This window comes from Comamonas sp. A7-5 (genome assembly GCF_039581385.1).
Taxonomy (GTDB): domain Bacteria; phylum Pseudomonadota; class Gammaproteobacteria; order Burkholderiales; family Burkholderiaceae_C; genus Comamonas; species Comamonas thiooxydans.
On record NZ_JBCPWO010000057.1, the window covers coordinates 1 to 610 of the forward strand.

General features: G+C 62.8%; 1 protein-coding gene. It reads left to right on the top strand.

What is annotated here, in order from left to right:
- The coding region (locus AAIL67_RS24730) for an Ig-like domain-containing protein (RefSeq protein WP_343485405.1) at nucleotides 1-610 on the top strand (610 nt) is incomplete at both ends.

Below are 610 nucleotides of genomic sequence, written 5' to 3' on the forward strand. Positions count from 1 at the left end.
TGGCGGCGTCACCTGGACGGCGACCTTCACGCCCACGGTCAACCTGGAGAGCACGGTCAACCGGATCACGCTGAACAACACCGGAGTGACAGATAAGGCGGGTAATGCGGGAGTAGGAACCAGCGACTCGAACAACTACGCCATCGACACCCTGCGACCGACGGCCACCATCGTCGTAGCGGATGCAGCACTGCAAGCCGGAGAGAGCACCCTGGTCACCATCACCTTCAGCGAAGCGGTGAACGGCTTCACCAATGCCGACCTGACGGTGGCCAACGGCACGCTGAGCAACGTCAGCAGCAGCGATGGCGGCGTCACCTGGACTGCGACCTTCACGCCCACGGCCAACCTGGAGAGTTCGTTCAACCAGATCATGCTGAACAACGCTGGAGTGACAGACAAGGCGGGCAATGCTGGGGCAGGTAGTTCGGTGTCCAACGGCTATGCCATCGATACCCTGCGCCCGACTGCCACCATCACGGTCGCGGATACCGCCCTGGCAGTCGGCGAGACCAGCACCGTCACCATCACCTTCAGCGAGGCGATCACCGGCCTGACCACCGCCGACTTCACGGTGGCCAACGGCACGCTGAGCAATGTCAGCAGCAGT